Below are 26,660 nucleotides of genomic sequence, written 5' to 3' on the forward strand. Positions count from 1 at the left end.
CGATGCCCCCGCCCGACCGGCCGCTCGATCCGCCGGTAGAAGAACCCCCGCTGCGCCCGCCCGGCAAGTATGTCGAGCGATCGCGCGGTTGGGACGGGGCGGGGTGCTGATCGCCCGGATGACCGGCAGGTAACGGTCGTCGTCAGATCGGCAAGGGAGGAAAGTCATGCTTGGCACCATCTTGTTGATTGTTCTGATTTTGTTGTTGGTCGGTGCATTACCCGCGTGGCCGCATAGCCGGGGATGGGGTTACTACCCGTCCGGCGGTCTTGGACTGATCGTTCTGATTGTGGTGTTGCTCGTGGTGATGGGGCATATCTGACGATTAGCCCCATTCAAGGAGGACTCGTCATGCCGTATCGACAGACTCACGATTTACCGGCAAGCGTGAAAGACAACTTGCCCGCGCACGCTCAGGAGATCTATCTCAAGGCGTTCAATTCGGCCTGGGATGAGTACAAGGATCCTGGCGAGCGGCGCGGTCATGAATCGCGTGAAGAGACGGCGCACAAAGTGGCATGGAGCGCCGTGAAACAGACTTATGAAAAGGATGACAAGTCCGGGAAGTGGCATTCGAAGCATCACTGAGCACTGACCGGTTGTTCCGGGGAGTGATATGAAGCGCTGCGCAGTGGCATCCATGCAGCGCGCGCGATGTGTCACTCCCCGTTGACCCCCAATACGACTGCATCCGGTTCCCGCAACCGGAGCGCATTCGTAGCTTGCCGGCCCACCCACTGGGCCGGCTTTTTTTTGCGCCGTGCACGCGTGTGCATACTTGGCGGGATGTTTCTGGAGAAATGTTCGTCGCCGGTCATATTGCAGTGCGGCAGGTGCGTGCAAAAAATGGACTATTTGCCCGTATTTGTGACGTTTTGATGATGTTGCAACGCCGCAGTGAGTCTGCAGACTTTGACGGCTTCGCGTAAAATCCACGCTTGCTGTCATCTCCGAATCCCAATGAGTTCCCCCCAAATCCTCCCCGTCGAGGCGACTGAAACGTTGCCCCCGTCGTCCATTCCTGTCTGGCTTTCGTTCGTGGCGCTCGCCATGGGCGGCTTCGGTATCGGGACCGGCGAGTTCGTCATCATGGGCCTGTTGCCCGACGTTGCCAAAGGTCTGGACATCACCATTCCTCAGGCGGGTCACGCGATCAGCACCTATGCGCTGGGTGTCGTGATCGGTGCGCCATTGCTCGCGGTGCTTGGCGTGCGTCTACCGCGTCGCGCGTTTCTCATCGCCCTGATGGCAATGTTCGCTATTGGCAATTTCGCAAGTGCGCTGGCCCCGGGCTATCTCTCGCTGATCGTGTTGCGCTTCCTCAGCGGTCTGCCGCATGGCACCTATTTCGGTGTGGCGGCGCTCGTCGGGGCGTCGCTTGTGCCGCCGCATCGCCGCGTGCATGCCGTCGGACAAGTCATGCTGGGACTCACGCTCGCGACACTCTTCGGTGTGCCGATTGCCGCAGGCCTCGGCCAATGGCTGGGCTGGCGTGCGGCGTTCGTGATGGTGGGTGTGATCGGCACGCTGACGGCCTTGCTCGTGTGGCGCTGGGTGCCGGACGCGCCCGCGCCGCATGGTGCAAGTCCGCTGCGTGAGCTCAATGCGCTGCGCAACTCACAGGTCTGGCTCACGCTGGGCATCGGGGCCATCGGCTTCGGCGGCATGTTTGCCGTCTTCAGCTATATCAAGCCGACGCTCATGCAAGTCGCCGGTGTGCCCGAGTCGTGGGTGCCGTTCTATCTCGCGCTGTTCGGCGTGGGGATGGTCGGTGGCACGATCATCGGCCCGCGTCTGGTGGCGGCGGCTACGTTGATGCGTGCTATCGGCGGCACGCTGATCTGGTCGGCGTTGCTGCTCGTGGCCTTCACGTTCACGTCGTCGAGCCCCTGGCTGGCGGGGGTGAACGTGCTGGCGATCGGCACGATCATCATCATTGGCCCGGCATTGCAGATTCGTCTGATGGACGTGGCAGGCGAGGCGCAAACACTGGCGGCGGCGCTGAATCATTCGGCCTTCAATATGGCCAACGCCGCCGGCGCATGGCTCGGCGGTGTGGCGATCACTGCGGGTTACGGCTGGACGTCGACCGGTTGGGTCGGTGCTTTGCTTTCCTGCGCCGGAATGGTCATGTTCTTCTGGGCGCGGCACGATGCTCGCCGGAAGGCCCGGTAACACAAGCCCTGCATCGTCAGCATGGCGATGAACGCGAGCGGATACGCCCACCAGATGCCGGTGAGTCCGGCGATCCGCTCGAACATCCACGCGGCGGGCACTTCGATGCCCAACAGCCCGATCATGCCGAGTAGCGTCGGCACCCATACGCGGCCACTCGCGCGCATCGCGCCTGTCATCACCGCTGTGGTTCCCATCACCAGCACACTCCAGGCGACGATGTAGAGCAGGTGCGTCGCGAGCGACAGCACGTCGGGATCGGTCAGGAAGCCGCGAAGGATCGTCGGCGCGATCAGATAGATCACCACGATCAGGCTGCCAGTCAGTCCGAGATTGCACAACAGACCGGTGCGCACGATAGCGCCGATGCGCTCACTGCGTCCTGCGCCGATGGCATGGGCGCACAGGATCGACGCCGTAATGCCCAGCGTCATCACCGGCATCTGCAACCAACTCATCACCTGCGTGACCGCGCCGTAAGCGGCGGTAGCATTCGCGCCGTGCCGATTGACCATGCTCAGCAGCACCATTTCGGCAATCGCCATCGTTAGCATCTGAATCGCTGCGGGTACGCCGATGTGGAGGATGCCGCGCGCCAACGTCGGGTTCCATCGAATCGCGCGCCACAGATCGGCGTCCGGTGCCAGCGGATGACCCTTGCGTCGCCAGTGGAAAGCCATCCAGAGCAGGGCGACGGTGAACGCGATCATCGTCGACGCCACGGCACTCGCCACACCCAGTGCCGGGAATGGTCCCCAGCCATAGATGAACGCCGGTGTCAGTCCGAGCGACAGCAGCGTTGCGATCAGTAGCGCGATTAGGGGAGACACCGCGTCGCCTGTGCCCCGGCTCATCGACGTCGTCAGCCACAACGTAAAGATGACGGGCATGCCGATGAGCATCCACCGGGCGTATAGCGTCGCCGCGTCGAACACGGGCTCGGGGGTGCCGAATACGCGCATCAGCGGTGTCGCGAACAAGCCGCCCAGCACGCTGATCACGACGCCCGCGCCGAACATCATCACGAGCGCCGTGCCTGCAATGTTGCGCACGAGCGCACGATTCTGCGCGCCCCACGCCCGACCGATCATGACGGTTGCGCCCGCGGACAGACCGATCACGATGGCCAGCAAAAAGAAGAAGACGGGAAAGAAGGCGGAGACGGACGCAATCGCGTCGGTACCGATCAGGTGCCCGAGGTAGATGCCGTCGGCGGTGCCTGCAATGGACTGGAGCGCGTTGGTCAGCATCATCGGCACGGCGATGAGAAGCCAGGTTTTCCAGAGCGGCCTGGGTGGCTGCGGTGGTGTGGAGGGTTGTTGCGTCATGGTTCGTTTTCCTTGGTGAGAACGCAAACGTCGGACGGGACACGTCGGACAAGGACGTCGGAAGGGGGACGTCGAAAGGGGTGTCGCAAAAGCGACAAGCAAAGCGAGGCCTATCCGGGACGGCGGTCCGCCCGGTGAGCAGTGAAATCAGTGAGAACCGTGAGGGGCGGCGAGGGGGCGACGGCCCCCTCGCGCCGATGGACTACGGCGTGATCAGGTCAGCGCGTCGACCAGATCGTCGGTGGATGTGAGACGCATCAGATGCGTGCGCACGTCTTCGGGCCATTCGACGATGCGCTGGGCCAGTGCGTCGTGATCGTTGGCGAAGAGCGCGCGGGACGCCTCTTCGAAGTGCGCCAGGTCGCCCGCCATCGTCGACATGAAGCTGTAAGAACGCTCTTGCGCACGACGTTGCATATCACGCTCGGCGTTCGCGCGGCGGGCTTCGTCGATCAGCTTGCGCAGTGCGACGGACGCGCCACCGCGCTGCTCGGAGAGCCAGTCCCAATGACGCGGCAGCAGCGTGACTTCGCGCGCCACGACGCCGAGCTTCGGGCGGCCCCGGCCTTTGGGGGCGTCGTCCGGTTCGGACGCGCTGTCGGCGCTGACGGGGTTCTCGGTCACGGCGGCGGGGTAGCGCGCACGGATGTCGGCGGCGCTACCGCGTGTGTCGACGTCGCGCGTGTCGCCTGTCAGGTTGTCGAAAATGAGGACCGACGCGTGCGGGTCGGCAAGCACGGCCTGCTGATAGGCGATGGCGGCGTCGGCAAGTGAGCCGGAGGCGATGCGACGCTTGTCGCGAAAGACGGTATAGCCAAGAGATTGAGTAGCCACAACGGACTCCGATAACGATGACGGATGATCGATGTGGCGAATATTACCCGGGTGTTATTTTAATTGCAATATCACCCGGGTAATATTCTTACCGGAGTGGCGGGGCAGTGTTTCAGGCGGTCAGCGCCACGCCACCGTTCAGTCGCTCCAGCACGGTGGCCTTGACGGCGCCCGGTGCATCGTCGAGCAAGGTGGGCCAGACGGCTTGCGCTTCGCGAACGGTCTCGCGAGCAATCGTCATCAGCCGCCCCACGCGCAGCAGTCCGGCGCCTTTGAGCAGCGCTTCGAGGGCGGACCAGTCGAAGGCGCGCAGCGTCTTGTCGATGGCCCGGTTCACGCCGTAGTGGGAGGGCGGCACATCGTGAAAGAAGGCGGCGACGCACACCGGATCGTAGACGGGGGCGAGTTGTGGTGTCTGCGCGTCGGGATAGATCAACGCCCAGTTCTTGAGATGGGCATCCGTGTTGCCGAGCAGGATGAATGCGATCAGGCGTCGCATGAACTCGCGTACGTCTCGCACGGGCTGGCCGGAGAGCTGATCGAGCACGCGCAGCATCGTGGTGTAGTCGACGTCGAGGCCGCGTCCGTATTTGCTGCGCGGCGGGTATTGCAGCACCTGCGCGAACTCTTCCATATGTACTCGCCGACCATCGGGCAGCCGGTCGAAGCGTGGCACCGCGAGGATGTGCTCGAAGGGCACGTGCTCAGGCAGATCGGCGTCGTGCCGCGAGATGATTTCGGCTTTTGCGCAGTCGAGACCGAGGGCTTCGCACAGCCGATAGCCGGTGAATTCGTTCTCGACGAGATCGGGGTGGCGCGTGGTCGGCAACTTGAGAATGACCGATCCCGCGCGCCCCTGACGCTTCACGATGTAGCGGCGGCCGTCGCGAATGGCGGAGAACTTCGTCACGACGCCGGGCAGCGATGCCGCATCTTCCACCGGCGTGTCGACGAAGCCGGGTTCGACCATTTCGAGTCCCAATGCGGTGTGCCAGCGATGCACGACATCCGGCACGCCTTCGCGCGGCGGTACCGGTTCGACTTCCAGTGCACCCATCAGGTCATGACCGGCGGCGGCGAGCAGCTCGAACTCGTCGTCGGGACTGCAATGACGCTCGGCGGCGAGGCGTTCGCGGTTGTGGCCTTCGGGTAGCAGATTTTCGAAGTACACAGGCCAGCGGCCATCGGTGCGCACGAGACGAACGTCCTGCGGCGAAGCGAGAATTTCGCGGGTCGCCGTCTCGTTGGCACCGCGATAGGCGAGCGAGAGAACGGGGCGCCGCGCGTCCGCAATGTAGTCCTCATCGAACGACATGCGCAGGATATCCCCATACTGCGAAAGATAGCCAATGGCGCGACGGCTGCCGTCCGGCTGGTGCAGATAGGCGCGCAAGTACTTGATATTCATGGCGAGAGTCTCGTTCGGGCGGTCGTGCGCCGGTGGTGCCGGTGGTGCCGATAATGCCCGTCGGGTCGGTTACCCCCGAAGCGTTTCCACGATGGAGGGCGGGGCCGACACGCCGCTCGGCTGCGCGAGATATTTGCCGCCGGAGCGCAGAAACGCTTCGACTTCCTTGCGCAGTGCCGCGGGCACGAACATCGGTTCCAGACCGAGCGCGCGCGCCGTCTCCAGTAGGGTCGACATACGTGGATCGAGCGCGCCCGACTCCATTTTTTGCACGGTCATGCGTGACAGCCCGGCCTGATCGGCCAGCTCGGCCTGGGTCAGTCCAGCGTCCTTACGTGCTGAGATTAGCGGTTCCATGAAGCTCATCATCGTGTGCTTTTCAGGATAAATGATGATTTATCTTAGCATTCTTTCGGATGATTTATGTAAATAAGCTAATTTAAATTAGCTTTTACTCGCATATGCTAATAAAAATTAGCATTAACCCTCATGTCCGGAATGTATCTTGCCTCTCGATGCCTTGACGCGAGAGCGCTCCTGTTTCGCATCGCGGCGGCGTACCTGACTCGCGAGCGTGGGTCGCGTGGGCACGCGGCGGCGGGGTGGGATGGCGGCGGCGTCGACCAGTGCCTGAAGACGCGCTAGCGCATCGGCGCGGTTGAGTTCCTGCGAGCGATGTTGTTGCGCCTTGATGATGATGACGCCGTCTTGCGTAATGCGGTGATCGAGCCGGGCGAGCAGGCGCGCTTTCACCTCGTCGGGCAGCGACGAGCGCATGACGTCAAAGCGCAAATGGATGGCACTGGAGACTTTGTTGACGTTCTGGCCGCCTGCGCCTTGCGCGCGCATGGCCGTGAGTTCGACATCTTCGGGGGCGATAAGAATGCGACGGTTCATGGGCTCAAGCATAACGTTCCCGATGCGACGCCCACAAGCGACACCCAAAAAGCGATGCGGCAGCGCCGGAGACGACATCCGGCGCTGCCGACATACGCGTTGAGACGACTGCTTCAGTGCGGGGCGGTCACGACGACGAACTGGACGGTGGTGCCGGAATAGACCGGCTTATACCAGGTCGAGCCGCAACGCTGATAAGCAACGTTGTTGACGACAGTGCTCACGCAACTCGGCGGCAACGAGGCAACGGTCGAGCCGATGATCGCTGCCGACACCCCGATCGTGACAGCGGCCGCCACCGGGTCATACCAACCACCACCCCACCCCCAATACGGCGGTGGGGGCGGTGGGGGCGGTGGAGGAGGCGGAGGAGGCGGAGGATGTGGCCCGGGCCCCGGCCCCGGTCCGGGAGGTGGTCCGGGCGGGTGCGGACCAGGTCCAGGTCCAGGTCCAGGTCCGGGAGGTGGTCCGGGCGGGTGCGGCTCAGGTCCAGGTCCAGGTCCAGGTCCAGGTCCAGGTCCAGGTCCAGGCGGGTGCGGGCCAGGATTGGGTGACGGATTTGGGCTGGGGTTCGGATGCGGCTGAGGTCCCGGTCCGGGCGGTTGTCCGCCGCCGTTGGCGTGCATCGCGCCATCACCCGCAGGACCGCCACCGCGCGTGGCGCCGCTCAAGTTGCCTTGCGGCGCTCCGCCGCCATGGAACCCGCCACCGCCGTGGAAGCCACTGCCACCACCGCCGCCACCGTGAAGGCTGGTGCGCGCGCCGCCCCGAAAACCGAAGCCATGACTGGCCGTGGACGTCAGGACAAGCACCGCCGCTGTGGCAAGACACGTGGCGCGAGCCAAAGTGAGGATGCCGGGTTTGCCCACCGTCGCCGATGTGATTGCCGAAGAGGTCGTTCGCTTCATTGCTGACCTCCAGCGGCGGACGGCGGCCGCATCTCGATGCGTTGCGCGCCAGCCGGGGCCTTGTACGTGAAGGTCCCTGACGGGAACGTCGGATTCACATCCCAGCGGTAATTCACGGAATGTCGCGGACGCGACGGTTGAGACGTATCCGTAATCACGAAGCGGCATGGCAGCGGGCGCGAACCGACCCGAATCCAAAGCTCCCAATCGACATCGGGCTGCTGGAACGCGTAATGGTTGCACCACTCGCCGCCCACGCGGTCAAGGCCGATGAACAGGGCAGAACGCAATTGCGTGGCGTCGTCCGGGTCCATGCCCCAATAGAAGAGATCGGCCAACGGCATACCGACCTGATATTTCTCGTCGATGTCGCGAATCAGCTCGTCGATCGTCGGCGGGGCGCTTGCCTGACTGAAATACCGCTTGCCTTGCGACTCCTGGTAAAGGGTGAAGGTTTTGCCGTCGTAGACGAACCCGCGATTGCGCGCCTGACCCGTCACAACGGCACGGACCTTATCGGGGCGTTGAACAGAAAGCTCTGTTTGGTGAAGAAAGCCGACATTCTGTCCGGTACTCAACACGGCATCGGTCACGGTATCCGCGTGTACCTGAAATCGTTTGAGCGAGCGCAAATACCGACTCATTGTCGTCAACGCATCGACGGCACCTTGCTGCATCTCCGGCATGCCCTGTACTGGCAAAGTGCTGTCCGATTCGGGGGCCTGCGCCAATACCGGCGCGGCGACGAGCAGCGCGCCCGTCAGCAGAACCAGCTTGACGCTGCGGGGCGAATGTCGCCGGATTTTTCGTCGGGAGAATGGAAAAAGCACTGTGTGACCTCATTCGAATGATGGAATTGAACGGGACGACCAACACGTGCGGACGCGACGCCGGATGGCGCGCAAACATGAACTTCAGGCAATACCGATGCGGCATGGTGCTAGGTATGTGAAATCAGAATAGTGATTCGGATTGCAAACTGTCAAGCCGCGAAACCATCGTCCAAACGGATTAAGAATTACTTGAATCTTATGAATAATTTTGTAACAAGCTGTATCCGAATCGATGCAAAAGGAAAATCTATTACCCCATGAATCGTCTAGAAGTGCTGATCTACATCAAAGTACGATATTTGCAGTCCCCATGTTTAGGGATTGTTAAGGGATTGCGTGAGAATTTGTCCGTAATTTTAATTACGTAAGTCGATGATGAAATTTGGCATGCAATCCGAAAGAAACTTGCAGCTTTGAATTATTTTGTTACTATCCGATGGAAACATTCGGGTTTTTACGCAGTCGGCGAATACCCGGTGTTTTAGCTTGGATAATTAACTAATTTGCAAAACCGGTTGCAGCATCTGCATTCGGCATTTGCATACATCGATAACAAAAGGACTCAGCATGAAGCTCACGAATGCCATGATTCTGGCCGGTCTGTTGTCGTTGGGGACGTTGGCACACGCACAGGATGCGGCGCGTCCGGCGCCGATCGTTGCGGGCGACGTCGTCGAATTCCGGACCACGTTGCTGGGTGTGGACGTCAAGAAACGCACCATTCAGGTAGCCGACGATAACGGTAAGCCAGTCACTTTCATCGTTGGCCCGGATGTCCGGAATTTCGAACAGATTCGCAAGGGCGACAAAGTCATCGTGGCGTTCAAGCGCTCGGTGGCCATTTCCGTTGCGCCGGGCGACGGCATTCGCAGCCGTGTGCTGACCGAAGGGGCCGACCGTGCGGCACCGGGTGAAAAGCCCGCCGCCGATGCCGCGCGCAATCTGAAGGTCGTAGCGACGGTGCAACGTATCGACCGCAAGTCGAATGTCGTGACGCTGCGCGGCCCGAACCGCACGGTCGACGTGAACGTGGAAGATCCGAAGCTGCTCGAAGGCGTGAAGGTGGGCGACTCCGTGACGGTGAACTACACCGAAGCGGTTGCCGTGGCCGTGACGCCGGATCCGTCAGCCAAGAGCCGCGCTAAGAAGTGGGTGCCGCCCGCACCGGCTTCTGCCCCGAAGCCCTAAGTTGTGTCACCCGGCGGCTGCGCCGCGCAGCGCGCAGTCGCATTGACCGTCGTGTCCCCGGTAGGGCCCATGTTGGCTTGCCGGGGCGCGATACCCCCGATACGGTAAGCACCCGGAGATCGCCATGGCACGGTCCGCCTTGCAGTTCGACGATGCAACCTACGCTGCCTTGCTCGGCGCTGCACGCGATGCAGACGCCGCACACCCCCACAACAACCCCGCCTTCCTCGATGCCTTTCTGGCGGATGCATGGAAAGCCGCGCGCCGGATCTACGGTGCGCAAACCTATCTGCGCTTCATGGCGCAGGCCGGTATCACGCGCCGCCCCAGCGCCGGCACCGTGCAAAAAGCCATCGTGCGTGCCCGCAGCATGTACGAAGTCCCGGTCATCCCGGCGTTCGGGGGAATTCCCGTCGCAGGGCAGTCCGTCTGGGCGCAGCAGCTCGAACAGAATCTGGCGCGCGCCATGACGCTGCTCGACGCGATGCCCGAAAGCCATAGCACAGCCAGCGATGGTGTCACCGACGTGGCCGACGCCATGCGTCGCGTACAGCATCTGGAACGGGAAAATCTGGAGCTACGGGCGCGTCTGGCGCAAATGACGGTGACCGCCGCCTATGCCCGTGAGGCACTGGGCGAGACGCTCACGGTGTTCGCGCCGCATGCCGTGCAGCAGGCGAACAGCCTGGGTCGTCACGGAGTCTGACGCGCGAGTTGAGTCGATGTGGTGGCAGTGGAAGACGTGGTGGGTGGCGTACCGGCGGCACCCGCGTCTTCGCGATAGCTGACCGAAAAGCCGAACGCGTTGAAACCGTTCGCGCTGTGTGCCCACACCGTACCGCCGTGCATTTCCGCAATGGCCTTGACGATGGCCAGCCCAAGGCCGTGATTCTCACGGCTGTTGGTGCGCGACGCCTCCGCGCGGTAGAACCGGTCGAACAAATGCTTGAGCACGTCCGCCGGAATTTCCGCCCCCGGATTGACGACCTCGATGCGCACGTGACGGGTACGGTTCGGTTCGACAGTGGCGGCGTCGGGGATCTCGGTGGTAATGCGCACGTCGATATTCGCACCCGGCGCGCAATGTTCTATGGCGTTCATCACCAGATTGGCCAGCGCGCGCCCGAACAGCGCCTTGTTGACTTGCGCGAACGCGCTGCCATGCAAACGGGCCGTGACTTGCGCCTCTTCCAGCGGAAACTCCAGAAACTCCAGCGTGTGCGCCGCTTCGCTCGCCAGCGACACGACTGTGAGTCCCGTCGCGCGTTCGCCCTGATCGGCGCGCGAGAGGAACAGCATGTCGTTGATGATGGTGCGCATGCGACCGAGTTCTTCGAGGTTCGATTGCAGCAGTAAGCGCAGTTCCTCGGCCGGTCGGTCGCGCGTAAGGGCGACTTCCGTCTGCCCGATCAGGATGGTGACCGGCGTGCGCAACTCGTGGGCGACGTCGGCATTGAACGATTCCAGCCGTTCGTAGGCACCGTCGAGCCGGGCAAGCGCGCCGTTGAACGAATGAGCAAGATCGTCCAGTTCGACGGGCAGTGAGCGGGTCACGAGTCGTTGCGAGCGGTTGTCTGGCCGGATCTCGGACGCTTCGCGCGTGAGCCGAGTCAGCGGTGAGAGGCCCAGACGCGTCACCGAGTAGCTGAGCAGCAGCACGCCCAGCGCGCCCAATCCGGAGAGCGCAGCGAGACTCAGTCCGAATGCGCGTAGCGTCTGCTCGTTGGGGGAATAACTGGCCGCGACTTGCAGTGTGACGGCCGGTCGCGCGCCGTAGGGCGGCAGGATTTCCCGAGTCGTCAGCATGTCGTCGCCACCGCCGTCCGGGCTCAGGCGCACATAACCGTTGGACAGTCGTTTGACGAACATGCCGCTCACAGGCGTGCCGAACGTGTACCTTGGGTCGTCGCTGGAGACGGCGTACGTCGTGGTGCCGTCGCGCGGGGTCATGTCGCTCAGCTTTTCCCGCACGATCTGCCACTTCTCGGGTGTGGCGCCGTGATACACGATGATGTGCGCGATCTGCGCGCGGTCGTCCAGCGACTCGCGCAGGTGCCGTTCCAGTTGAACGCGCAACACCAGATATAACGCCGCACCGACGAGCGCGAACACCGACAGCGCCACGACGGCGAACATGGCGGCAAGGCGGCGGGAGATCGAGTGTTTCACGGTGACGTCGCTGGCGTGGAGGGCGGGGCGCTCAGGCCTCGCGCACTTCCAGCACGTAGCCCATGCCGCGCACAGTGTGCAGCAGTTTGGTGGTGAAGGGGCCGTCGAGCTTGGCGCGCAGCCGTTTGATGGCAGTCTCCACCACGTTCGTATGGCTGTCGAAGTTGACGTCCCAGACCAGTTCGGTGATGGCGGTCTTCGAGAGAATGTCGCCCTGGCGGCGCGCAAGCACCGACAACAGCTGGAACTCTTTCGCGGTGAGATCGAGCCGGTGCCCGTCGCGCGTCGCCCGGCGGCCGATCAGATCGACGAACAGGTCGCCCACCGAGATCAGCGTCGATTCCTGCACGCGGGTGCGACGGGCGAGTGCGTGCAGACGTTCGACCAGTTCGATGAACGAGAACGGCTTGGTGAGGTAGTCGTCCGCCCCTTCGCGCAGGCCACGCACCCGGTCGTTCACGTGGTCGCGGGCGGTGAGCATGATGACGGGCGTGGACTTGCGCTCGCGCAACGACCCGAGCACGGCAAAGCCGTCGCGCTTGGGCAACATGACGTCGAGCACGATGACGTCGTAATCGAACTCCAGCGCCAGGTGCGTGCCTTCCTCGCCGTCGAGCGCAACATCGACCACCCAGCCTTGCTCGGTCAGCCCCGAGCGCAGATAGTCCACTACCTTTTGTTCGTCTTCAACGATCAGCACTTTCATGTCGTCACCTCATCTTTGCGCATTATACGAGTCAGAGGATGTCTCCGAGGGCTGCCATCCGCCGCCCAGTGCCTTGACCAGTGCCACCGACAGCACGAGTTGCTGCCCCCGGATCTGGACGTCCTGACGCTCGCTCGCCAGCGCGGCCTGCTGCGCCGTAATCACGCTGAGATAGGCCGTCAGCCCGCCCGAATACCGGTCGTTCGCCAGACTCAGCAGGCGCTCGGCATCGACCACGGCCGCGTGCGATTCCTGCGCGGCGGCATTGAGGACCGACAGACCGGTCACGCCGTCCTGCACCTGCTGGAAGGCGGTGAGCACCGTCTGACGGTAGTTCGCTTCCACGGCGCGATAGCCCGCGCTGGCGTAGTCGACACCCGCCTGACGGCGTCCGCCGTCGAAGACGACCTGCGACGCCAACGTGCCCAGCGTCCACAGCAGGCTGGGGGCAGACAGCAGGTTGGCGAACTCGGTGCTTTGCCAGCCGATGCCGGGATTCAGGGTCAGGCTGGGAAAGAAGGCCGCTTTCGCCACCCCGATCTGCGCGTTTGCCGCAGCCATGCTGCGCTCCGCCGACGCCACGTCCGGACGCCGTTGCAGCACATCGCTCGGCACGCCGAGCGGGATCTCGGGGAGCGTTGCAGGCAGCACACCTTCCGGAATGGAGAACGTCGGCGCGGGTACGCCCACGAGCGCCGCGATGGCGTGCTCGTACTGGTCGCGTTGCTGATGCAGCAGGCGAGCCTGCACGCGCGTGGTGTCGAGTTGCGATTGCTGCTGAAGGACGTCCAGTCCCGAGACCGCACCGAGATCGTGCTGGGCGCTCACGTAATCGAGCGCCTTCTGCTGCAAGACGACCGACTGGTCCAGCACTTTGATCTCGGCGTCGATGGCGCGCAACTGGAAATAGGCCGTGGCGAGTTGCGTCGTGAGGACGAGTTGCGCATTTGCCAGATCGTCGCCCGCTTGCTCGGCGGACGCCTGCGCACCTTCGACCTGACGGCGAATACGGCCGAAAAGATCGGTGTCGTAGCTCACGCCCAGTCCCACCTGAACGTTGTTCTGCACGGTCGACATGCTGCTAGACGAGTAGCTCGTGACCGGGCGATTCGCCGAGATGCGCTGCCGTGCCAACCCAAACGAGGCATCGACTTCCGGCAGCCGCTGCGCCGAAATGCCGGACAGCGTCGCCTGTGCCTGATCGTAATGCGCGACGGCGGCGGCGAGCGTCTGGCTCTGTGCGAGGGCCTTGTCTTCGAGGGCGTCGAGCGCCGGTTCGTTGAAGGCTTTCCACCAGTCCGGCTGCATCGCAGCGCGCGACGGTTGCGCGACCTTCCAGTAGCCGTCCGTTTTCCATACGGGCGGGGTCGAGACTTCCGGGCGATGATAGTCCGGGCCTACGGCGCACGCGCTGAGCAGCGTGGCGACGGCGAGCAGCGTTGCGCTGAGCCGGATGCCGCTTCGGAGGTGACCCCGGCCGTCGTGATCCGTGCGGCTCACGATTCGTCTCCCTGCGCCTTGGCTGCGGGTTTGCTGCCGCCTTTCGCGGGAAGCGCCTTGGCCTGCACGTGGTCGCCGTCGTCCACCGAATCGCTCGGATTGACGATCACGCGGTCGTTGGGCGACACGCCATCGGCCAGCTCCAGCGTTTGTCCGAGGTCCTGTGCGATCACGATCTTGTGCAGATGCACGACGCCCTGATCGTCCACCACCGCCACACGCGGGCCTTCGGCGCGAAACAGCAGCGCGTTGGCTGGCACGCTCAGATGCGGTTGCACGGCGCCGGGCAGCGCGAGTTGCACATACGCGCCGGGGCGCAACTTCCCGTCCGGATTCGGCAATGCGGCTTCGATCTGGAGCGAACGCGTCGCCACGTCGATGGCGCCGGACACGTGCGTGATCTTGCCCTGGAAGTGTTGTCCGGGCAGTTCGGCTTGTGTCACGACCACCGGCTGACCGACGGACACGCTCTGCGCATAGGCCTGCGGCACTTGCACGTAGACGCGCAGCGGGTCGGTCTGCGCCAGCGAGAACATCGCCCGTGCGCTGCCGCTGCCCGCCGCGATGAGATCGCCGACGTCCACATTGCGCTGCGTGATCACGCCGTCGAACGGGGCGACGATGCGCTTGAACGATTCGAGTTGCTGAAGTCGTTTGACGTTGGCGTCGGCCGCCGCGAGATTCGCCACGCCCTGGGTGTAGGTGCTCTGACGTTCGTCCAGTTCCTGCTGCGAGACGGCGTCGCGCTGACGCAGTTGCTGCCACCGGTCGAGCGACGACTTGGCCAGGCCGAGGCTGGCGTTGATCTGATTGCGCTGGGCGATGGCCTGCGCCAGTTCCTGATCGATTTCCGGCGTATCGAGGTCGGCGAGCAACTGGCCTTGTTTGACCTTCGCGCCGATGTCCACGTAACGATGCAGCAAGTAACCCGTCGCACGGGCGTAGATGGGCGACTCCACGGCGCCGCGCAGGGTTGCAGGCAACAGCGTTTCGCTGGCGGCGGTGGCCTGTGGCGTCACTACGCTCACGAATTGCTTGGCGTTCTGTGCCGTCACGCTGGCGACCGCACGGCGTTGCAGGAAGTTGGAGATGGTGGTGCGTGCTGCCCCTGCGACCAGCAGCAGGGCCACGATGATCAGCACGATCTTCGCGCGACGGAACTCGCCGTGACGCGGGGGCAACTGCCGGCCGTCGGCGGGATCGTGCTCTGGAATGGCCAGTTCGGCGTGATGTTTCTCGGTCATGTCGTTCAACCCGTCAAATCTTGATATCTGGTGTGTGAAGTGTCGGTCGCCGTGCCTTACTGGCTGGCGTTATCGTCATTTGCGTTGTCATCACTACGGTCGCCATGCGCCGGCGTGGCGGTGTTCCCTGCGCGACGCGCCTTGCGGCGTACGAGTCGCGTGTGCACGCCTGCGAAAACCAGCGGCACGAAAAATAGCGTCGAGACCGTCGCGAACATCAGCCCGCCGATCACGGCACGGCCCAGCGGCGCGTTCTGTTCCGCGCCTTCGCCCAGACCGAGCGCCATCGGCACCATGCCGATAATCATCGCGAGCGCCGTCATCAGCACCGGACGAATCCGGCTCGCCCCGGCTTCGAGCGCCGCCTTGAGCGGCGCCATGCCCGTTTCCATGCGTTGCCGCGCGAACGCCACCACGAGAATACTGTTTGCGGTCGCGACCCCCATGGTCATGATGGCCCCCGTGAGCGCGGGCACCGACAGGCGCGTGCCGGTGAGGAACAGCATCCAGACGATGCCGGCCAGTGCGGCGGGCAGGGCGCTCACGATGATGAGCGGATCGACCCACGACTGGAAATTCACCACGATAAGCAGGTAGACGAGCACGATCGCCATGGCCACACCGATACCCAGTCCCATGTACGAACTTTGCATCGTGCTGACCTGGCCGCGCACCACGATCTGGCTGCCGCGCGGCAGATCCTTGCGGGCTTGTGCGACGAGCTTGTTGATGTCGCTCGCCACGCTGCCCAGATCCCGGCCTTCCACGCTCACGTAGAGGTCGATGACCGGGCGAATGTTGTAGTGGCTGACCACGGCGAATTTCTGCGTCGGCTCCACCTGCACGAAGTTGGCGAGCAATTGCGGCTGGCCGTTGTTGCCCGTGCCCGCCACCGGCAGGCGCAACAGATCGTCGATGGAGCTGATGCGGTACTGCGGCGATTGCACCGAGAGGCTGTACTCCACGCCGTTCTGCTCGTTGAACCAGAAGCCGGGCGACGTCTGCGAGCTGCCCGAGAGCGAAATCAGCACGTTCTGGGCGACGGCATTGGCGTTCAGATTCAACTGCTGCAAGCGCGTGCGGTCCATGTTCAGATGGATCGTCGGCGCATTGACCCGTTGCTGAATATGGGTGTCGACCGTGCCCGGCACCTGACGCACCTGCTTGAGCAGCTTGGTCGCGACATCGAAGTTCGCCAGTTGCTGATTGCCGCTGATCTGGATGTCGATGGCGGCGGGCAAACCGAAGTTGAGAATCTGCGTGACGATGTCCGCCGGTTGAAAGAAGAACTCCACGCCGGGGAAGCGCTGCGGCAGCAAGGCGCGCAGCTTATCGATGTACTCCGCGCTCGGACGATGGTCGGGCGTGAGTGCAATCTGGATCTCGCCGTCGAGCGTGCCGATCGTGCCCGAGTTGCTATACGAGAGGTTGATACCGCTGTACGGCAGGCCAAGGTTGTCGAGGATCGTTTCGAGTTCGTTGGCTGGCACGACCTCGCGCACGACCTTCTCGACCTGATCGGCCAGACGCGCCGTTTCTTCGATGCGTGTGCCCGTCGGTGCGCGCATGTGCATGCGGATGTTGCCCGCGTCGACCGATGGGAAGAAGTCGGCACCCAGCGCGAACACCAATCCCATCGACAGCACGCAGAACGTCAGGAAGCCCATCGCGAAGACGCGGCGGCGCACCAGCAGGGTGGACAGCACGACGATGTACGCCGCGCGCATGCGCTCGAAGCTGGCGTCGAAGCGCAGGTAGATGCGGCGGAACGCACCGGGCTTCGCGTTCGGATCCGTGGGATGGGCGTGGCCCATGAGCAGCATGGCGAGCGTGGGCACCAGCGTGCGCGAGAGCACATACGACGCGAGCATCGCGAACACCACTGCCTCGGCCAGCGGCACGAACAAGTAACGCGCCACGCCCGTCAGGAAGAACATCGGCACGAAGACGATACAGATACACAGTGTCGAGACGAGCGCGGGGACCGCGATTTCCCCGGCACCGTCGAGAATCGCCTGATGCAGCGGTGTCCCCATGTGGAGGTGTCGCTCGATGTTCTCGATGGTGACGGTCGCATCGTCGACCAGAATCCCCACCGCGAGCGCCAGTCCGCCCAGCGTCATGATGTTGATGGTCTGCCCGAGGGCATGGAGGGCGAGCAGCGAGGACAGGATCGAGAGCGGAATCGAGATGGCGATGATGCAGGTGCTGCGCCAGTTGCCGAGGAACAGCAGAATCATGGCCGCCGTGAGGGCGGCGGCGATCAGCGCCTCATGAATCACACCCTGCACGGCGGCCTTCACGAAGACCGACTGATCGAACAGCGCCGCGATGTGCAGGTCGGCGGGCAGGGCGGCGCGCGCCTCGGGCAGCAGCGCCTTCATGGCGTCGACGACGGACAGCGTAGACGCATCGCCCGTCTTCATGATCGACATCAGCACGCCGCGCTGGCCGTTCTGGCGCACGATGTTCGTCTGTGGGGAGAAGCCCGTGCGAACGTGGGCCACTTCACGCAGATAGGTCGTCGCTCCATTCACGGTGCGCACCGGAATGTTGTTCAGTCCCTCGACCGTTGGCGGCGAACCGTTCATGTCGACGGTGTACTCGCGGGGTCCGATCTTCGCCGTACCGGTCGGCAGGATCAGGTTCTGTGCGTTGACGGCCGCGACCACGTCCTGCGCTGTCAGGCCCTTGGCGAGCAGGGCACGCGAGTCGATGTCCACCGAGATCAATCGTGTCTTGCCGCCATACGGATATGGCACGGCGGCCCCCGGAATCGTCACCAGTTGCGGGCGCAGGAAGTTCAGTGCCGTATCGTTGAGCGCCGGTTCCGACAAGCTGGGGCTCGACAGGCCCAACTGCATCACCGGAATCGACGAGGCCGAATAACTGATGACGAGAGGCGGCGTCGCGCCGGGCGGCATCTGTTTGACCTGCGCCTGCTCGACGGCAACGACTTGCGCGATGGCCGTCTGAATATTGGCTGTCGGTTGCAGGAAGATCTTGATGATGCCGATGCCCGGCAGCGATTGCGACTCGATATGCTCGATGTTGTTGACGGTGGTCGTCAGGCCGCGTTCGTTGCCGGAGATCATCCGGTCGGCGATGTCCTGTGCGGACAACCCGTTATAGGTCCAGATGATGCTGATGACGGGGATGTTGATTTCCGGCAGCACGTCGACGGGCGTGCGCAACAGCGCGAGCGGCGTGGCGAGCAGGATCAGAATGGCCATCACGATGAACGTGTATGGCCGTTTGAGCGCAACGTTGACAATCCACATGATTCAGACGCGCTCGGGCGCAGTCACAGGCGTACGGACAAGGGCGGTGCCAACGGCGCGCACGCGGGCGCGCCACCGGTACCGGAAGGAACGCCGCCATGTTATGGGCGCACCCCCAACGCCAAAATGGCGCGAATATGGCGAAATTGACAGAATTCGCGACGCCGCCCGGAAACCCCCGTCGCACAAGGCCCGACACACCGCCATATCGATGAGAGTGGCATATTACGGCGTGTTGCGTTATAAAGTTGTCACACTAAAAGTCGCCGTCCGATAGCCTGTGGTCCACCCGGGACCGGGCGTTGGCGGTCGACAGCGTCACGAACTCCAGTCCCACGCAGGAAAGCAATGACCGAACGTCCGACGTCTCCTCCTCCCGAACCGCAGCCGGTTTCCGGCAAAGTGACCCGCAGCGCCATCTTCCTCGTCGCCACGATTCGCGACGACGAGGCCGCGCACGCCGCCGTGCGCGGCTGGTGTGCCGATGTGGCCGCGTATGTCCGATCCGTGGGCAAGCGTGTGCCGACCGGTAACCTGACCTGTGTGGCGGGTTTCAGCGACAGCGCCTGGGACCGCCTGTTCGGCGATCCGCGCCCGGCCGAGCTGCATCCGTTCCGTGAATTCGGCGCGGGCAAGCGGCACGCCCCGGCCACGCCTGGCGATCTGCTGCTGCACATTCGTGCCGAACAGATGGACCTGTGCTTCGACCTCGCCACGCTCTTGCTGAACAAGCTGGGCGACGCGGTGAGCGTCGTCGACGAAGTGCACGGCTTCCGCTATTTCGATATGCGCGCGATCATCGGCTTCGTCGACGGCACCGAGAACCCGGAGGGCCAGGAGGCGGTCGACTTCACGGTCATGGGCGACGAAGACCCCGAATTCGCGGGGGGCAGCTACGTGCTGGTGCAGAAGTATCTGCACGACATGACGGGCTGGAACGCGCTGCCCGTGGAAGTGCAGGAACGCATCATCGGTCGCACCAAGTTCTCGGACGTGGAACTGGACGAGGACGTGAAGCCGAGCAATTCGCACAGCGCCCTGACGACGCTCGAAGTCGATGGCCGCGAAGTCAAGATCCTGCGTGACAACATGCCGTTCGGCCGCCCGGGATCGGGGGAGTTCGGCACGTTCTTCATCGGCTACGCGCGCTCGCCGTGGCCCATCGAGCAGATGCTCGAGAACATGTTCGTCGGTAAGCCGCCCGGTAACTACGACCGCTTGCTGGACTTCAGCACGGCCGTGACCGGCGGGTTGTTCTTCGTGCCTTCGGCCCCGCTGCTGGAAGAACTTGCCGACCGTGCGCCGCAAGCGGCCGCCACCGAATCCAGCCATGTCATCAAGACGTTGATCGACGCACAGCCTTCGGGCGTGCAAGTGTTCGACGCCACTACCGCTTCTCATCAGGCGAGTCCCGCAGTCGCGGACGGCTCGCTGCAAATCGGATCGCTCAAAGGAGTTTCTCAGGCATGAATAACCTGCATCGCGAACTGGCCCCTATTTCGAGCGCCGCATGGGCGCAGATCGAAGAAGAAGTGGCCCGCACGTTCAAGCGCACCGTCGCCGCGCGCCGCGTGGTCGACGTGAAAGGGCCGGGAGGTCTGGCGCTGTCTGGCGTAGGCACCGGTCATCAGCAATCGATTGCATCGCCGTTCAAGGGCGTGGATGCTCGTCAGCGTCAGGTGCTGCCGCTGGTGGTGCTGCGCGTGCCGTTCGAGTTGTCGCGCGAAGCGATTGACGATGTCGAGCGCGGCGCGAACGATTCCGACTGGCAACCGGCGAAGGATGCGGCAATCAAGCTGGCCTATGCCGAAGACCGTGCGATTTTCGACGGCTACAAGGCGGCGCAGATCACCGGGGTGCGTGAAGGCACGTCGAATCCGGTTCTGCCGCTGCCTAAGGACATCGCGGACTACCCGACGGTGATCGCCAAGGCGCTGGAGCAATTGCGGCTTGAAGGGGTCGACGGCCCGTACAGCGTGTTGCTGGGCGCGGACGCTTATACGGCTGTGGCTGAAGCGAACGACCAGGGTTACCCGATTCTCGAACATATCGGTCACATCGTGAGCGGCGAGATCATCTGGGCACCGGCCATCGACGGTGGCGCGATCGTCTCGACGCGCGGCGGCGACTACGAGATGCACATCGGTCAGGACCTGTCGATTGGCTATCTGGACCACAACGCCGAAACGGTACGGCTGTATCTGGAAGAGACGTTCACGTTCCTGATGCTGACGGCTGAGGCGAGTGTGTCGGTGGCGCCGGGTGTGGCGGCCAAGACGTCGAAGGGTAAGTAAAGCCGTTAAGTCGCTGAAGTGGTGAAAGGGAAGGGCTGAGGATTCGCATGCGCGATTTCCTCAGCCCTTTTCTATTTTCAATAGGGTCCCCGATCGACGGGGCGCAGGGCGGATACGCTCAAAGCGCTTCTGACAGTGCTTTCGAGATTTTTACCTGAATAGCAGGTAAAAAACATTTACGCTATATTCAGCTATTCCGTATTTACGCGAATATCAGCTAAAATATACATTACCTGCATATGAGGTAAATCGTGATGAACCAGCTCATTGCTTCGTCAACACAACTCGGCGAGATCTTGCGGTCGGCCCGTCGCTCGGCGGGGTTGACTCAGCTTGAGGCGGCTACGCGTCTGGGACTGAGTCAGAGTCGCCTGTCCGCGCTTGAGCTCGATCCGAAAATCATCTCGGTCGAGCAGTTACTGGCGTTAATGGGCCTTTACCGCCTTGACCTTGTCGTCCAGTCACGCGATGTTGCTCCTGTTTCTTCCAACACGGAGTGGTAATCGATGGGGCGCAGGTCACATGCCCGGGCATTGTCCATCTGGGCGAATAATCAGCGTGTCGGCACATGGCGGGTGCAGTCACAAAACCGCATGGCATTGCAGTACGACGACGCTTGGCGCGATTCCGCGGCGGGGCGTCCACTCTCGCTCTCGTTACCGTTCGGCATCGATTCGACACCGTTGACCGGGGACCGGGTCGGTTTCTATTTCGAGAATCTTCTACCGGACAGCGATGTCATCCGGCGTCGGCTCGCAGGACGGTACGGCACGCCATCGACAGATGGCTTCGATTTGCTTGAGGCCATCGGACGGGACTGTGTCGGAGCCATTCAACTTCTTGGCGAAGACGACGTACCTGGCAATGTGCAAACCATTGAAGCGAGTCCGCTGTCTGAGGAAGCCGTCGCGGAGCATCTGCGCAAAGCCGCTGGCGGTGTGATGCCTGGGCGATATGCTCACGACGACTTGCGGCTTTCGATCGCCGGGGCGCAAGAAAAGACGGCCTTGCTGTACCACGAAGGGCGGTGGTGTTTGCCGCATGGGGCCACGCCAACGACCCACATCCTCAAGTTGCCGATAGGGCTCGTAGGCAACCGGCGGGCAGACTTGTCGACGTCCGTCGAGAACGAGTGGCTTTGCATGCAACTGTGCGCGGCGCTCGGGTTGCCGACGGCGGCTAGCGAGATGCTGACGTTCGGTGATCAGAAAGTGCTGTCGGTGACGCGCTTCGACCGCCAGATGCACTCCAGCGGTACGTGGATCATGCGCTTGCCGCAGGAAGATTTCTGTCAGGTATTCGGGCTGCCGCCCCATCTCAAATATGAGGCAGACGGTGGCCCCGGCATTGCCGATCTGGCCGCGACCTTGCGCCAATCGCAGACATCGGACGAAGACCTTGAAGCGGTGTTTCGCACGCAGATCGTGTTCTGGATGCTGGCGGCGACGGACGGTCACGCGAAGAACTTCAGCATCCACCTTTTGCCGGGCGGCCGTTACCGTCTTACCCCGCTCTATGATGTGCTGTCGATGTGGCCGATTATCGGCGACGGGCCGAATCAGGTGCCGTGGCAACGCGCCAAGCTCGCGATGGCGGTGGCTGGCAAGCGCCGACATTACGAGATTGAGCGTCGGCACTTCGATGCAATGGCGGTGAAGTGTTATCTCGGGGCTGGCGCGGCATCTATCCTCGACGCGTTACTCGCGAGAGTCCCGCAGGCCATCGCCGAAGTTGCGGGCAGGCTACCCCCTGATTTCCCGGAACGCGTGGCAGAGAGCATTTTTTCGGGGTTGCAGCACGCCGCCGATCACTTGGCAGCGCCTGCATCCCCCTGATTTGGCTTGTTGTTGACCCGTGTCCTGGTCAGTTTCCGCCAGCAGCCTTGGCACCCGCACCGTCCGCCATCGGCTTTTCGATGATCACGCGACGGTTGTCGCGCGCAATCACCTTCATCGGCAGATTCAGTGTTTCCAGCACGGCGAACTTGTCTGGATCGACCAGCGCGAGCGCCTTGGGGTCTTCCATCCAGACATCCACGAACTTATCAAGCGTCGGCACCCAGCTGTCCGGGGCCTGCGAGATACCGAACTCCAGCTCGTCCTGCACTGCGACCATGATCATCGGCTGACGCAGGTAGTACGGCATGGTGTGGTCGAGCGTGCCGACCGAGTAGAACGGCGTGTCCGGTCCCAGACGATCCATCTCCGCACGCACCGCCGGCACCAGATCGATCCCCGAACTTGCGCGACCGAACGCTTCGTGACCCGAGCCACCAATCATCACGAAGGCCAGCCACGTGGCCGCGAACGCCACCAGTGCCTGCTTGGTACTGCGGGTGCTCAGCCAGCGGGTGATGCCGATGCCGATCAGGCCGACGATACTCGCCGCATACAGGTAGTACGAGAACGTGCGGTACGCCTCCACCGGGTTACGGCTGTCCGAGTGATGCGACAGGAACACCAGGCACGTGACGATCGTCGCGATGAACAGCACGACGGACACGACGAGGTGCTTGCGCAGGGACTCGCGCGTCATGGTGGCCAGACCGAGGCCGAACAGCATCGCGATGGCCGGCACGATCGGCAGCACATACGAAATGAGCTTCGAGTGCGACATCGAGAAGAAGCAGAAGATGAAGACGGCCCACACGGTGATCATCAGCACCGGTCGGAAACCGTTTGCCTGACGCGGCACGGCGCGCGAACCGGCAATGGCGCGCGGGATCGTCGAGAGCCACGGCAGGAAGCCGATCAGCAGAACGGGCACGAAGTACCAGAGCGCGCCCGGACGATGGTGGTCCGGCTTCAGGAAGCGGTTGAAGTGCTCGTTGATGAAGAAGAAGTCGAAGAACGACGGGTTGCGCGACATGACCGCAGCAAACCACGGCACCGTGATGGCCAGCATGACGATCAGGCCACTCACGATGTGCAGACGTTTCCACAAGGCCCAGTCACGCGCGATCAGCGTGTAGATGACGAGCACGGCACCCGGCAGGACCACACCGATCAGCCCCTTGCTCAGAATCGACAGGCCCATCGCCGCCCAGCACAGCCACATCCAGTTGCGGGTCTGCGTGTGGTTGAGACCCGGACGTTGTGCCAGCAGCAGCGCACACAGGACCAGCGTCATCATGAACGACAGGCCCATGTCCAGCACGTTGAAGTGGCCGAGCAGGCTCCAAAGCGGGGCGCTTGCCAGTGCCAGCGCGGCGAACAGGCCTGCGCGGGCGCTGAACACACGACGGCCCGTGTAACCCACGAGCAGCACGCCGCCGAACCCGGTCAGCGCCGTCCACAGGCGCGCCTGCCAGTCGCCCAGCCCGAAGATCATGAACGTGAGGGCGTTCATCCAGGTCTGGAGCGGCGGCTTCTCGAAGTACAGATAGCCGTTGTAACGCGGCGTGACCCAGTCGCCGGTGGCCAGCATTTCGCGCGCCATCTCGGCGTAGCGGCCTTCGTCGCTGGGAATGAGGTGCCGCAGGTTCAGAACGCCGAACCAGACCAGCGCGAACATGGCGATCAGCCAGAGCAGGGCGGCGGGGGAAATCGGCCAGGGCTCTAACCCGGCGTCACGTTGAGGACGTGTAGACATGAATACGAGGCTTCCGGTCTTGAGGATGAAGTTGGGGTCGTTGAGTGTTCGGTTCAGGACTGACGCGGCTGACCGGACCCACCGGCCTGCGCATCGGGCGCATCGAGTGAGTCGGAGACATCGGGATTCGGCAGCGTGACCCGGACGTGCAGCCCGCGCGGCGGCGACAGACTCGCGTCGCTCAGAGACACCTGCCCGCCGAGGCGGTCGACGATGGCCCGCACGATCGCCAGCCCCAGCCCGGTCCCGTCGCCACCGTGTTCGCGCGGTTCGCGGTGATCTGTGGCGCGGTAAAACGCGTCGAACACGCGCTCGCGCTTGTCGACGTCGATCCCGGGGCCTGAGTCGATCACGTCGATCAGGACATCGGCTCCCTTGGCCGACAGCTGCACGGAGACTGTGCCACCAGCGGGCGTATAGCGCACGGCATTGCCCACAATATTGCTCAGCAATGTGACGATGTCGCGCTTCGACCCTGCAACACGTAGGCCGGGCAGTCCGGCGCGGCCCGACGCTCCGGTCGACGCGTCCGACAGATCGAGCATGATCTGCTTGCGATCCGCCAGAACGAACACATCTTCGAGCGCTTCGTGTACGGCGGGGAGCAACATCAGGGGATTGGCCGGAACGGTCGGCGCGCTCTGGGCGCGGGCCAGCGTCAGCAATTGTTCGATCAGCGTGCGTGTACGATGCAGCCCGCTCTTGAGCTTGGTCAGGCGGTGACGCGTTTCCTCATCGAGCGCTGCCGGTGCGAGTGCTCGGTCAAGGTTTTCGGACTGAATCACCAGTGCGGTGACCGGTGAGCGTAATTCGTGCGCGGCGTCCGCCACGAAACGGCGTTGCTCGTCGAGCGCCTTGGCCAGCCGCGCCAGCAGACGGTTGATCGACACGATGAACGGTTCGATTTCCGTGGGTGCGCCTTGCGTGTCGAGACCGCGCAGATCGGTATCGCGGCGCTTGTCGACTTCGGCGGCCAGTTGTTGCACAGGCCGCCAGGCGCGGCGCACCGTCAACACAATGGCGGCGATGAGCAGCGGCAGGAACACGACGAAGGGCATTGCGGTGCGAAGTCCGCTATTGCGCGCGATCTCGTTACGGCCTTCCGTCGGCTGCGCTACGACAATGCGCAGGTCCGGCTCGATGGTGCGCACGAAGGCACGCCATGTGTGGTCGCCGGTGTTGACGGTGTGGAAGCCGTCGGACAGCGTCACGGGAAAGGTGCCGCCAAGGCGCTGAACGGTGAGACGGTAGTCGTGATCCTGAATCGGCAGGCCGTGCATGGCCGAATCGGCACCGGCCAGATTGCGCGTGTCGACGAGTGCGGCGAGTTGCAGCAGTTGGTCGTCCTGAAAGCGATAGGCTTCGCGAAAGGCCGCACCGTAGGAGACGAAGCCCGCCACGATGGCCAGTGCCAGCGCGCAGGCCGAGAGCGTAACCACGAGCCGTGACTGCAACGAACGCATCATGCCTTGGGCACCAGCCATCCCGCGCCGCGGATGTTACGGATGACGTCGGCGCCGAGCTTCTTGCGAATCGAATGGATCAGGAAGTCGATCATGTTGCTCTCGATCTCTTCGCCCCAGCCGTACAGGCGATGTTCGAGCGCGTCGCGAGAAAGGATCGTGCCCGGGCGCAGCATCAGTGCGTGGAGCAGCGCGTATTCGCGCGCGGAAAGAACGCAACTGTTCTCGCCGTATGTCGCCTGATGCGTCGCCGGATCGAGCGCCAGTGCGCCGTTGGTCAGCACCGGCACGGCCACACCCGCTTGACGTCGGATGACCGCGCGCATTCTGGCGAGCAGCTCACCCACTTCGAAGGGCTTGACGACGAAGTCGTCCGCTCCGAGATCGAGGCCCTGAATAATGTCTTCTGCGCCGTCACGGGCGGTGACGACGATGATCGGCGTGCGCCCGCCAGCGCCGCGATGGGCGCGTAGCACGTCCCAGCCGTCCCGACCGGGCAGGCCAAGGTCGAGCAGCATGAGGTCGTACGCATGAGCGGCGAGAGCGGCGAGCGCGGCGTCGCCGTCGCGACACCAATCGGCGGCGTACGAGGCGTCCTTGAGCGCCTGCATCATGGCCTCACCGATCATGGCGTCGTCTTCTACAAGCAATATCCGCATGGGTTTCCGTACGCATTCTGGCGTGCTGAGATCAGCCTACGCCTAATCCTTACCGTCCACGGAGGACGGCACGGGCGCACGATAGCGCGCGAAACTTAGGAGAAACTTAGCTCGTGCGCGTGTGCGTTTGCGCGACTATGCCATGCAAACACTTCAGCAATCAATGACTTAGCGAAGATTCC

24 protein-coding genes are annotated in these 26,660 nt (G+C 63.2%); 9 read left to right on the top strand and 15 right to left on the bottom strand.

Annotated features, from left to right (window positions below; genetic code table 11):
- Positions 1 to 166 precede the first annotated feature (166 nt).
- The 3 genes from PCO31010_RS00465 to PCO31010_RS00475 all read left to right on the top strand — a co-directional run bounded on the left by PCO31010_RS00465 (position 167) and on the right by PCO31010_RS00475 (position 2,175).
- Entirely contained in the window at positions 167 to 322 is a 156-nt protein-coding gene (locus PCO31010_RS00465) for a DUF3309 family protein (protein WP_072633275.1), read from the top strand.
- 29 nt (positions 323 to 351) lie between these two features.
- Positions 352 to 588 (top strand): ChaB family protein, encoded by a 237-nt coding sequence (locus tag PCO31010_RS00470; protein WP_150662508.1) that lies wholly within the window; start codon positions 352 to 354, stop codon positions 586 to 588.
- 372 nt (positions 589 to 960) lie between these two features.
- Positions 961 to 2,175 (top strand): MFS transporter, encoded by a 1,215-nt coding sequence (locus PCO31010_RS00475; protein WP_150662509.1) that lies wholly within the window; start codon positions 961 to 963, stop codon positions 2,173 to 2,175.
- On the opposite strand, the gene PCO31010_RS00480 is transcribed toward PCO31010_RS00475, so the two are convergent.
- The 7 genes from PCO31010_RS00480 to PCO31010_RS00510 all read right to left on the bottom strand — a co-directional run bounded on the left by PCO31010_RS00480 (position 2,073) and on the right by PCO31010_RS00510 (position 8,380).
- Positions 2,073 to 3,503, bottom strand: coding sequence for an MATE family efflux transporter (locus tag PCO31010_RS00480; RefSeq protein ID WP_217426120.1), 1,431 nt, complete (start codon positions 3,501 to 3,503; stop codon positions 2,073 to 2,075). The two genes, PCO31010_RS00475 and PCO31010_RS00480, sit on opposite strands and share 103 nt — an antisense overlap.
- A 213-nt stretch (positions 3,504 to 3,716) precedes the next feature.
- Positions 3,717 to 4,337: a DUF2239 family protein gene (locus PCO31010_RS00485; protein ID WP_150662510.1), complete on the bottom strand. Its 621-nt coding sequence runs from the start codon at positions 4,335 to 4,337 to the stop codon at positions 3,717 to 3,719.
- Between the two features lie 112 nt (positions 4,338 to 4,449).
- Positions 4,450 to 5,745 (bottom strand): type II toxin-antitoxin system HipA family toxin, encoded by a 1,296-nt coding sequence (locus PCO31010_RS00490; protein ID WP_150662511.1) that lies wholly within the window; start codon positions 5,743 to 5,745, stop codon positions 4,450 to 4,452.
- Positions 5,746 to 5,814: 69 nt separating this feature from the next.
- Positions 5,815 to 6,102, bottom strand: coding sequence for a helix-turn-helix transcriptional regulator (locus PCO31010_RS00495; RefSeq protein ID WP_246184368.1), 288 nt, complete (start codon positions 6,100 to 6,102; stop codon positions 5,815 to 5,817).
- Positions 6,103 to 6,225: 123 nt separating this feature from the next.
- A complete protein-coding gene (arfB, locus tag PCO31010_RS00500; RefSeq protein ID WP_150663423.1) occupies positions 6,226 to 6,642 on the bottom strand; it encodes an alternative ribosome rescue aminoacyl-tRNA hydrolase ArfB in 417 nt (138 codons plus the stop codon).
- A gap of 113 nt (positions 6,643 to 6,755) precedes the next feature.
- Entirely contained in the window at positions 6,756 to 6,941 is a 186-nt protein-coding gene (locus tag PCO31010_RS26530) for a hypothetical protein (protein ID WP_174984110.1), read from the bottom strand.
- A 605-nt stretch (positions 6,942 to 7,546) separates the two neighbouring features.
- Entirely contained in the window at positions 7,547 to 8,380 is an 834-nt protein-coding gene (locus PCO31010_RS00510; protein WP_150662513.1) for a DUF2092 domain-containing protein, read from the bottom strand.
- Between the two features lie 570 nt (positions 8,381 to 8,950).
- Here PCO31010_RS00510 and PCO31010_RS00515 point away from each other — a divergent pair.
- Positions 8,951 to 9,571, top strand: a complete 621-nt coding sequence (locus tag PCO31010_RS00515) for a hypothetical protein (RefSeq protein WP_150662514.1) — start codon at positions 8,951 to 8,953, stop codon at positions 9,569 to 9,571.
- Positions 9,572 to 9,695: 124 nt separating this feature from the next.
- Positions 9,696 to 10,277: a hypothetical protein gene (locus PCO31010_RS00520; RefSeq protein WP_150662515.1), complete on the top strand. Its 582-nt coding sequence runs from the start codon at positions 9,696 to 9,698 to the stop codon at positions 10,275 to 10,277.
- Here the strand turns inward: PCO31010_RS00520 and PCO31010_RS00525 are convergent.
- From PCO31010_RS00525 to PCO31010_RS00545, 5 genes are read right to left on the bottom strand one after another with little or no spacing between them, the layout of a single operon-like run.
- Complete coding sequence (locus tag PCO31010_RS00525) at positions 10,265 to 11,740, bottom strand: heavy metal sensor histidine kinase (protein ID WP_150662516.1); 1,476 nt, start codon at positions 11,738 to 11,740, stop codon at positions 10,265 to 10,267. The genes PCO31010_RS00520 and PCO31010_RS00525 overlap by 13 nt on opposite strands.
- 31 nt (positions 11,741 to 11,771) lie before the next feature.
- Complete coding sequence (locus PCO31010_RS00530; RefSeq protein ID WP_039398512.1) at positions 11,772 to 12,446, bottom strand: heavy metal response regulator transcription factor; 675 nt, start codon at positions 12,444 to 12,446, stop codon at positions 11,772 to 11,774.
- Positions 12,447 to 12,455: 9 nt separating this feature from the next.
- Positions 12,456 to 13,946 carry an efflux transporter outer membrane subunit gene (locus tag PCO31010_RS00535; protein WP_150662517.1) on the bottom strand — a complete coding sequence of 497 codons (1,491 nt, stop codon included), beginning with the start codon at positions 13,944 to 13,946 and terminating at the stop codon, positions 12,456 to 12,458.
- Positions 13,943 to 15,190 carry an efflux RND transporter periplasmic adaptor subunit gene (locus PCO31010_RS00540; RefSeq protein WP_150662518.1) on the bottom strand — a complete coding sequence of 416 codons (1,248 nt, stop codon included), beginning with the start codon at positions 15,188 to 15,190 and terminating at the stop codon, positions 13,943 to 13,945. The genes PCO31010_RS00535 and PCO31010_RS00540 overlap by 4 nt, the downstream gene beginning before the upstream one ends.
- A gap of 56 nt (positions 15,191 to 15,246) precedes the next feature.
- The gene (locus tag PCO31010_RS00545; RefSeq protein WP_150662519.1) at positions 15,247 to 18,471 is read right to left on the bottom strand and encodes an efflux RND transporter permease subunit; all 3,225 of its coding nucleotides are present in this window, start codon (positions 18,469 to 18,471) and stop codon (positions 15,247 to 15,249) included.
- Between the two features lie 348 nt (positions 18,472 to 18,819).
- Here PCO31010_RS00545 and PCO31010_RS00550 point away from each other — a divergent pair, with 348 nt between their 5' ends.
- The 4 genes from PCO31010_RS00550 to PCO31010_RS00565 all read left to right on the top strand — a co-directional run bounded on the left by PCO31010_RS00550 (position 18,820) and on the right by PCO31010_RS00565 (position 22,600).
- Positions 18,820 to 19,941, top strand: a complete 1,122-nt coding sequence (locus tag PCO31010_RS00550) for a Dyp-type peroxidase (RefSeq protein ID WP_150662520.1) — start codon at positions 18,820 to 18,822, stop codon at positions 19,939 to 19,941.
- Positions 19,938 to 20,765, top strand: a complete 828-nt coding sequence (locus PCO31010_RS00555) for a family 1 encapsulin nanocompartment shell protein (protein ID WP_150662521.1) — start codon at positions 19,938 to 19,940, stop codon at positions 20,763 to 20,765. The genes PCO31010_RS00550 and PCO31010_RS00555 overlap by 4 nt, the downstream gene beginning before the upstream one ends.
- A 254-nt stretch (positions 20,766 to 21,019) precedes the next feature.
- Positions 21,020 to 21,268 (top strand): helix-turn-helix domain-containing protein, encoded by a 249-nt coding sequence (locus PCO31010_RS00560; RefSeq protein ID WP_150662522.1) that lies wholly within the window; start codon positions 21,020 to 21,022, stop codon positions 21,266 to 21,268.
- Between the two features lie 3 nt (positions 21,269 to 21,271).
- Positions 21,272 to 22,600 (top strand): type II toxin-antitoxin system HipA family toxin, encoded by a 1,329-nt coding sequence (locus tag PCO31010_RS00565; protein WP_150662523.1) that lies wholly within the window; start codon positions 21,272 to 21,274, stop codon positions 22,598 to 22,600.
- 28 nt (positions 22,601 to 22,628) lie between these two features.
- On the opposite strand, the gene PCO31010_RS00570 is transcribed toward PCO31010_RS00565, so the two are convergent.
- Genes PCO31010_RS00570 through PCO31010_RS00580 form a run of 3 tightly spaced genes read right to left on the bottom strand, consistent with a single transcriptional unit; the run spans position 22,629 to position 26,478 of the window.
- The gene (locus PCO31010_RS00570) at positions 22,629 to 24,356 is read right to left on the bottom strand and encodes a glycosyltransferase family 39 protein (protein WP_150662524.1); all 1,728 of its coding nucleotides are present in this window, start codon (positions 24,354 to 24,356) and stop codon (positions 22,629 to 22,631) included.
- Positions 24,357 to 24,409: 53 nt separating this feature from the next.
- Positions 24,410 to 25,840 (bottom strand): sensor histidine kinase, encoded by a 1,431-nt coding sequence (locus tag PCO31010_RS00575; protein ID WP_150662525.1) that lies wholly within the window; start codon positions 25,838 to 25,840, stop codon positions 24,410 to 24,412.
- Positions 25,819 to 26,478 carry a response regulator transcription factor gene (locus tag PCO31010_RS00580; RefSeq protein WP_150662526.1) on the bottom strand — a complete coding sequence of 220 codons (660 nt, stop codon included), beginning with the start codon at positions 26,476 to 26,478 and terminating at the stop codon, positions 25,819 to 25,821. The genes PCO31010_RS00575 and PCO31010_RS00580 overlap by 22 nt, the downstream gene beginning before the upstream one ends.
- Positions 26,479 to 26,660 lie beyond the last annotated feature (182 nt).

Origin of the sequence: Pandoraea commovens, from assembly GCF_902459615.1 — a bacterium.
GTDB classification, from domain to species: Bacteria; Pseudomonadota; Gammaproteobacteria; order Burkholderiales; family Burkholderiaceae; genus Pandoraea; species Pandoraea commovens.